The sequence below is a fragment of the Candidatus Desulfolinea nitratireducens genome (assembly GCF_982879505.1).
Genome location: NZ_CEYOSI010000110.1, coordinates 2,913 through 10,824 on the forward strand (window position 1 = coordinate 2,913; position 7,912 = coordinate 10,824).

A 7,912-nucleotide genomic window follows, 5' to 3' on the forward strand; every position below is an offset into this window, starting at 1 on the left:
CGTCCAGAAATTTCTCAACAGCAGCACGACCAGATCGTCAATAATATCCACTCAGAGACTTTACGCCTGAGCGCACTCACATCCTCTTTCCTCGATCTTTCACGGCTTGAATCAGGACGTGTCCAATTTCGCTTTGAAATCTTCTCTGTAAAAAAGCTTTATACCGAGTGTCAGGAAATCATGCATTCAAAAGCAGCCGAGGATAATATTCAAATAAAAATTGAGGTACCTTCAACTTTGCCCGACCTCGAAGCTGATCCAAATAAACTCAAGCAAGTGATTTTGAATTTACTCAGCAATGCGATCAAATATAACCGTCCCAACGGGAAGATTGTTTTGCAAGCAAAGAAAGAAAGGGAAGAAATACGCCTGACCGTGAAAGATACAGGCTACGGCATCCCTGAAGAGTCCATGCCCAATCTTTTCAACAAGTTTTTCCGCGTTCGTGAAACTGAAAGCTCAGTCGCTGGTACCGGGCTGGGACTTGCGATCAGCAAGCAAATTGTGCTGGGGCACAAAGGCACAATCGAAGTTAAAAGTAAATTAGGCAAGGGTACCTCTTTCATTATCCGCTTGCCACTACGCGCCGCGCGATAATAATTTTGGTTGTCGGAATAATGCTATATATAAAAAGTTCCTGTTCTTAATTGAACAGGGACTTCAATTTACGGTCTAAATAACACCTTCAAAACCCCTCTATCAGCCGCCTTTTCGAAAGCTTCCAATCCACGGTCGAGGGGATACTCCGCCGCAATCATCCCCAGCGGATCAACTTGCCCACTCTCCAGCAATCGCAACGCAGGTGCAAAGGGGCCACAACGCGAGCCGATGATATTAATCTCATCTACCACAATAGAAGAGAAGTTCACTTGCAATTCCCCTTTATAGGTGGATTTCATGACCAACGTCCCGCGCGGACGAAGGGCTTGCCGCGCCAGCTCAAAACCGGAGGCCGATCCCGTTACATCTACAACCACATCCCAACGCCAGGGCTCCACATCCTCCCCGGCAATCAATCGAATACCACGCTCCGTGAGCAATTTATTCTGCTGTGGATGACGTGCCACCACGCGTAAATCTGCCCCGGTAAGTTGCAAAACCTGTGCGATCAACTGACCAAATCGTCCGGCGCCAATTACAAGAACCCGGTCAGTGGGGTGGATATGCACCTGTTGCAGGATCTCCAGCGCAGCTGCGAGCAACTCAGTAAAAACCGCTTTTTCATCTGACACAGAATCAGGAATGCGATGCAGATTACGGATCGGCAGCCTGAGATATTGGGCAAAAACGCCATCCCGGTTATGGATGCCCAGCGTGGTCCGATCTTCACAATGAGTCTCGCGCCCGTTACGACATTGTTCACATATTCCACAGGTGACATTGATCTCCCCTGCCACACGTTGCCCGACCCAATTCTCATCTTCCGCCTCAACCACCTCCCCGACAAATTCATGTCCCGGCACACCTTTAAAGGGGTAATATCCACGCACCATCTCAAGATCGGTGCTGCAGATCCCTGCCAGCCGCACGCGAATAAGAGCCTCATTCGCCTTCATCGGTTTGGGGGAGTTTTCTTTATAAGAGAGGGTTTCGTTTTCAAGCCATAGAGATTTCATAGAACACCTTTGATTTGTTGATTCATAGTCACGGTAATCAACTACTTTCAGATTATAAGCCCGTCTTCTCAAGAGGTATACTATTCCAATTCAATACCAAGGTTCTCCCCCCGTTTACGGGGGGAGTTAGAGGGGGGCAGAAAAGCCCCCACCTAGCCTCCCCCGCATGCGGGGGAGGGACTTAAACTCACAGGAGCCATTTTATGAAAGGTGTCATCGCAGCCGGAGATGCCCAAACCGCCGCAGCCGGGGAAGAAATTCTAAAGCGCGGAGGTAACGCCGCCGATGCAGCCATCGCAGCAGTATTCGCTTCATTTATCGCAGAATCAGTGATGACCAATATAGGCGGGGGAGGGCTTGCGATTGTCGGTGACGTGGAAAGAGATAAAGCCGAGGTCTACGATTTTTTTGTTGATATGCCCTCTGGTGAGATCACTCCCAAGATAGATTTTCATGAAGTCACCTCCGATTATAGTCCCGCCCAGGATTCACTTTACATCGGGCGTGGTAGTGTGGCTGTTCCCGGCCTTGTGGCGGGGCTGAGCGCCCTTGCCGACGAACATGGCACACTTCCGCTTAAAACCCTCCTTGAGCCTGCCATCCGCATGGCCCGCGAAGGCGTTACGCTCTCTGCTCCCCAAGAATATGTGTTCGAGTTTTTACTGCCTATCTATGAAGATACGCCTGAAATCAACGCCATGTACAAAAAACGGGATGGATCGGCTTGGTGCGCGGGCGAAAAAAACACATTTCCCGGGCTGGCAGAGAATCTCGATCAATTAGCAGAGGAGGGACCGCTCTCCTTTTCACAGGGTTCCATTGCCCGGGCAATTCTTGCCGACCAAAAAGCGCACGGTGGTCTTATTACCGAGTCAGATTTGGCAAATTATAAGATTCGCCGCCTTGAGCCAATCCGTATCTCCTACCATGAGACGGAACTTCTCTTCCCCGCGATGCCTTCCACAGGCGGTGGCTTGATCGCATTTACACTCAAATTGCTCGAATCAGTCGATTTGGCACAGATGGCGCATCTCGGTGTTGACCATATTCAGGCTCTGGCAGAAGCGATGCGCCTGACAAATATCGCACGTCCGCTTTGGGAGGCCTCAGCAAGCTCGGAGCAAGAGCGGATCGGGCGCCTCCTTGGCGATAAAAATATCCAGCTTTATCGTCAGAAATTGGATACTATCCTGAGCGGCGAGTCTCCACCATCCGAACCACTTTTCCCACGAGAGCCCGATCACACCACACATATCAGCGTTGTGGACGAGGCCGGGAATTTCGTCGGCGTGACAACTACCGCGGGCGAGAGCGCGGGTTTCGTCGTGGACGGGACGGGGATCTGTATGAATAATATGCTCGGCGAAGCAGATTTGGAACCGCAGGGCTTTCACACGCTCGCGCCCGGAGCGCGTCTGACCACGATGATGAGCCCCACTCTTTTATTGCAGGATGGCAAACCGCGTATGGTCCTGGGGAGTGGAGGCTCAAGCCGTTTGCGCGCAGCGATATTGCAGGCGGTCAGTAACGTGATCGATTTTGGGATGCCTCTGGAGAAAGCCGTTCATCTGCCACGAATGTACTTTGGCGCCGGAATTTTGCATCTGGAGGGAGGCATTCCCGAAAAGCGTGCACAAGGATTGGAAGAACTGGGCTATAAGGTCAATCGCTGGCCTGATTTAAATATGTATTTCGGCGGGACGCACGCTGTCGCTTTTGAGAATGGTCATTGGGTCGCCGTGGGAGATCGGCGGCGAGGAGGAGCAGGGATAGAGGTTGAGTAAATCCAGGTGCAACGCACTTTGAAAGTGCGTTGCACCTTTGTTCACCCCCCTCTACCTCCCCCCATTAACGGGGGGAGAACTTTTTAAGTCGTGACCCTGCGTATGACCTCCAGCACTGTTAAATATGACCCTAAAGCTCCTATAGTATGGGCATTGTACTAATACTATAAATTTTCTAAAGGAGAAAATCTAATGAAAAAAGGAAATATCACCGGCGGCTTGATCCTGATCCTGATTGGCGCATGGTTTTTGGCTGTTCAATTTGTACCCCAACTCGGAGATTGGGCAGAAGGCAGTTGGCCTTTGACGATCATCGGAATCGGCGCGATCTTTCTGCTGGTCAGCATCCTGAATAATATTCCTGGCCTTTCGATCCCGGCATTTATCATCGGCGGAATCGGCGGCCTGCTTTACTACCAAAACGTAACCGGAGACTGGGATTCCTGGGCTTACGCCTGGGCCTTCATTCCGGGTTTTGTAGGGCTTGGGTTACTCTTTTTCAGCATCCAGACCAAAGATAAAGGAACTATGAAGGCTGGCTTCATCCTCCTGTTTTTGAGCACAATCTTCTTCATCGTCTTCGGCTCATTCCTTGGCGGACCAGATCAGATCATCCAATATTGGCCTTTATTGCTCATCGTAGCAGGTCTATGGTCAATGATCCGTTCCTTGCTGGGTAAGAAAAGCGAAAAGATTGCTGATTTTGCAGAGCCTGTTGAACCTGTAATTATCGAAGAAGATGCAGAATAAGGAGAAAGAAATGAAAACAAAATCTGTATTTTGGGGTGGTTTATTCATCCTGGCTGGATTGTTATTGCTCTTCAATAATCTTGGTTTCCTTAACATCAATGTCTGGGAACTGATTTGGCCGACATTTATCATTGCCATGGGCGTCTTTACGCTCTGGTCAGCGAAACGTGGGCCTGAGGCCCTCGATGTTGAAGATGTCTCCATTCTCCTTGATGGAACCAGGCAAGGGAAGATGTCTCTGGCTTTTGGCGCCGGGCAAGTTCACGTCAACGGAAAGACTGGCGACGATGAATTACTCAATGGAACATTTTCTGGCGGTGTTGAATATCATACGAATAAAGACGGTGACTTCACCGACCTAAGCATAAAAAATGCTACCACAGATTTTTTCCAGACGATCATGCCCTGGACATGGGGCGCACGCGAATGGAAATTTGGACTTAGCAAGCTGATCTCATGGCAACTCCATTTTGAGATGGGGGCATCGGATATGCAGATCGACCTGAGCGAACTCCGCGTGGAAGAACTGGAAATAGACACCGGCGCCAGCAATACCAAGATCGTATTGCCTGCCAACGCGGGGCACACGCACGTTGACCTGAGCGGGGGTGCCGCCTCTGTTCATTTCGAGGTCCCCGAAGGCGTAGCCGCCAGAATCCAGGTGGACAGTGGTCTTGCATCGATTGATATCAACCGCGAACGCTTCCCACGCGTCGGTGGGTATTACAAATCCGACAACTACGATACCGCTGCCAACAAAGTGGATATCAGTGCTGATTTTGGCGCAGGTGCGCTCAGCATCCGCTAAAAGGAGAAAATTATGAAACGTTTTGATGTCCGAATCATCTTTGGGTTTGTCCTGACTATTATTGGCAGCATCTTTTTGCTTGAAAATCTGGGCATCCTACATGGCGGATTCAATCTGCTCTGGGCAATTCTAATCGCCAGTGCAGGAGCAGCAGCACTATACGTATACGCCATCAATCGAGAAAACTGGTGGGCTCTCATCCCTGGCTGCACCCTGACTGCCATTGGGCTTAACATCGCACTCGGAGTAATCTCTCCGCAACTTGAAAATATGCTTGGCGGTGGGATCATCCTCGGCGGCATTGCCCTGGCCTTCTGGATGGTTTTCTTTACGAACCGCAGCTATTGGTGGGCTATCATCCCTGCCGGGATCCTCAGCTCAATAGCTGTTGTCGATGTCCTGGATAGTATCCTGCCCTATGGTCAAACTGATGGTCTTTTCCTGATTGGTTTTGGAATGACCTTCCTTTTGCTTGGGTTTTTGCCAGGCTATGACAACCAATTGAAATGGGCCTTTATTCCTGGCGGAATCCTGACCTTAATTGGCGTCTTGAGCTTGCCCTTTATGGAAATCCTCTTCAATATCATCTGGCCGCTTCTCCTAATCGGTGCTGGCGGCTACGTGATCTACAAGAATTTTAGAAAACAATAACCCTGCCCTCACCCCCGCATCGCTCCGCTTGCTCCCCCTCTCCCGCAGGGCGGGAGAGGGAAGTTCGCGCGAGGCAAGAACGGGTGAGGGGGGGCACAAATGGAGAAATAAAATGAAAACCGTACTTTATCGTAGTGAAAGTGACCGAATGTTAGGCGGTGTCTGTGGAGGTCTGGGAGATTATCTCGGCATCGACACGACCTTCGTTCGCATCTTCTTTGCACTACTTTTCTTTGGCAGCGGGATTGGCTTCCTGATTTATGTAGCCTTATGGATCATTGCCCCCAGTGAATCCGCCGCCTTTGCTGATAAAAGCTGGGAAGATAATCTCAAGGATAGCGCACAAAACTTTTCTGAACGCGCACAAACTGTAGGGGAAGAATTTGGACAGGCTCTGCGCACCCCTCATCCTAAAGCAGGATTCATCGTTGGTATCGCGCTAATAACTTTAGGCGCAATGCTCTTCGTTGAAAATCTTGGTATCCCCTGGTTGGGCTGGCTTTCTTTTGATATTCTTTGGCCCGTCCTTCTCATCGTTGGTGGAGGAGTTCTCATTCTTCGCCGTACACAAGGAGTCTCAAATGACCAATAACCATAATCACCGCAAACATCGTCCCGGCTTGCTTTGGCCCTTCATCCTGATTGCTATCGGGATCGCCTTCCTTTTCCAAAATCTGGGATTACTGGGGGGCAGCGTCTGGAACAGTCTCATCCGCTTGTGGCCTTTGCTCCTCATCCTGCTCGGTCTCAACGACCTGATCCGCACCCGCAGCATTGTCGGCCCAACAATTTCCATCGGCGTGGGGGCCATTTTTATGGCAAATAACCTGGGCATCCTTAGCTGGACCTCGTGGATGGCAATTCTGCGCCTGTGGCCCGTTATCATCATCACGATAGGTCTCGAGATCTTTCTGGGACGAAAAAATATCTGGCTCTCGGCGGTTGGCGTCGGGGTGGCGCTCAGCCTCCTTGCAGCAGGATTGTGGCTTTCAGGTGGCATACTCGGAGAAGAAGGGATTGTTCCAACAAATGCCCGAATCGTCAGTGAAGAGATAGAACAATCACTGGGTGACGCAGAGACTGCCAATATAAGAATCGATTCTTCCGTCGGCGAGCTTTCTGTAGAGTCACATTCTCGCAACGACAATCTCATCCAGGGTACCATCTCCACTGTAGAGCAAGAGGTCATCCGTGAGCACTATGAACTGGACGGCGATGAAGCTTCCTATTTCCTGGGCAGCGACTGGGCATCTGGTATGCCGTTCCAGATACCTGGCTTTGAAAAAAATCACCTTTCATGGGACATAAGCCTGACCGAGGAAATTCCCTTGAATTTAAACATCTCACTTGGTGTGGGAGAATCAGATCTTGACCTGAGTGATCTTCAGGTCAGCGAGGTAAATCTTGACCTCGGCGTTGGGCAAACTACTGTTGTGTTGCCGAATGGCGAGTATCAGGCCTCAGTCGAGGGGGGCGTCGGGCAAACCACTGTCACCCTGCCCGATAAAGGTCAGATCAAGCTCAATGTCGAGGGAGGTGTCGGCGAGATCGTTATCCGCATCCCCAAGGATATGGCTGCGCAGATTCACGTTGACCGTGGGATCGTCGGCCTGAATATTCCCTCTGGCTATATTCAGAGTGGAGATACTTACACCTCACCAAATTATGATCAAGCCAAAGATCATGTTGAGCTTTACCTTGAGCAGGGGATTGGCAGTATTGCGGTTCGTGAGAAATAACAAAACCTGAGACATAAGACTTTAGACCTTAGCCATCAGCAAATACAGGTGGCTGAGGTTTGAAGTCTAAAGTCCGAAGTCGAAAGTCGAAGTCTTTTTAAGGTATCATCCTTTTATGAAAGAACTCCAGGAACGTTTCCCTGTTTTAAAGAACATCACTATGCTCAATCTCAGCGGGGTGCTCACTGCACTGGCTGTCGCGATCCCCAGTCTTTTCGATTATTTCACCGAGGCACATGAATATCGTTGGCTCGCGCTGGGGCTCTATTTTATCTTTGCCTTTTTCCTTGCAATACGTGATCAAGCCTTGAAGCAAAGTCATTTTCCAGCCAGTCTTTATCTGGCGATACAATCTATTCTTGTTATCAGTCTGCTCTCATTCCCTCCTCACCACCAATATATCATTATTCTATTCTTTATCCTGAGCGCAGAGGCAACCACCCTGGAGCCTAATAAAAGGGGTTATCTGTGGATATTATTATATGTTCTGATAACAACAGGCGCCCTGTTGCTCCTTGAAGGACCGCAAGCTGCTTTATATAGCCTCCCCATATACACTGGCGG

The 7,912-nt window shown here is 49.9% G+C and carries 9 protein-coding genes; 8 read left to right on the forward strand and 1 reads right to left on the reverse strand.

All coding sequences use genetic code 11. The annotated features are described in order from the left end of the window. Window positions 1-597, forward strand: a 597-nt coding sequence (locus AC3DOM_RS10680) for a sensor histidine kinase (protein WP_487919033.1), incomplete at its 5' end; no start/stop codon positions are given. A gap of 68 nt (window positions 598-665) precedes the next feature. Here the strand turns inward: AC3DOM_RS10680 and AC3DOM_RS10685 are convergent. Then, on the reverse strand, window positions 666-1,616 hold the full coding sequence (locus AC3DOM_RS10685; protein WP_487919034.1) for an MDR/zinc-dependent alcohol dehydrogenase-like family protein: 951 nt from the start codon (window positions 1,614-1,616) through the stop codon (window positions 666-668). Between the two features lie 203 nt (window positions 1,617-1,819). Here AC3DOM_RS10685 and ggt point away from each other — a divergent pair, with 203 nt between their 5' ends. The 7 genes from ggt to AC3DOM_RS10720 form a co-directional block, all read left to right on the forward strand. Further along, window positions 1,820-3,400: a gamma-glutamyltransferase gene (gene ggt, locus AC3DOM_RS10690; RefSeq protein ID WP_487919035.1), complete on the forward strand. Its 1,581-nt coding sequence runs from the start codon at window positions 1,820-1,822 to the stop codon at window positions 3,398-3,400. Window positions 3,401-3,592: 192 nt separating this feature from the next. Beyond that, entirely contained in the window at window positions 3,593-4,150 is a 558-nt protein-coding gene (locus tag AC3DOM_RS10695) for a LiaI-LiaF-like domain-containing protein (RefSeq protein ID WP_487919036.1), read from the forward strand. A 10-nt stretch (window positions 4,151-4,160) separates the two neighbouring features. Then, window positions 4,161-4,958 (forward strand): toast rack family protein, encoded by a 798-nt coding sequence (locus AC3DOM_RS10700; protein WP_487919037.1) that lies wholly within the window; start codon window positions 4,161-4,163, stop codon window positions 4,956-4,958. A gap of 12 nt (window positions 4,959-4,970) precedes the next feature. Then, window positions 4,971-5,609, forward strand: a complete 639-nt coding sequence (locus AC3DOM_RS10705) for a hypothetical protein (RefSeq protein ID WP_487919038.1) — start codon at window positions 4,971-4,973, stop codon at window positions 5,607-5,609. A gap of 112 nt (window positions 5,610-5,721) precedes the next feature. Further along, window positions 5,722-6,201, forward strand: coding sequence for a PspC domain-containing protein (locus AC3DOM_RS10710; RefSeq protein ID WP_487919039.1), 480 nt, complete (start codon window positions 5,722-5,724; stop codon window positions 6,199-6,201). Beyond that, window positions 6,191-7,348, forward strand: a complete 1,158-nt coding sequence (locus tag AC3DOM_RS10715) for a toast rack family protein (protein WP_487919040.1) — start codon at window positions 6,191-6,193, stop codon at window positions 7,346-7,348. The genes AC3DOM_RS10710 and AC3DOM_RS10715 overlap by 11 nt, the downstream gene beginning before the upstream one ends. A 115-nt stretch (window positions 7,349-7,463) precedes the next feature. Beyond that, window positions 7,464-7,912, forward strand: a 449-nt coding sequence (locus AC3DOM_RS10720; protein WP_487919041.1) for a hypothetical protein, incomplete at its 3' end; no start/stop codon positions are given.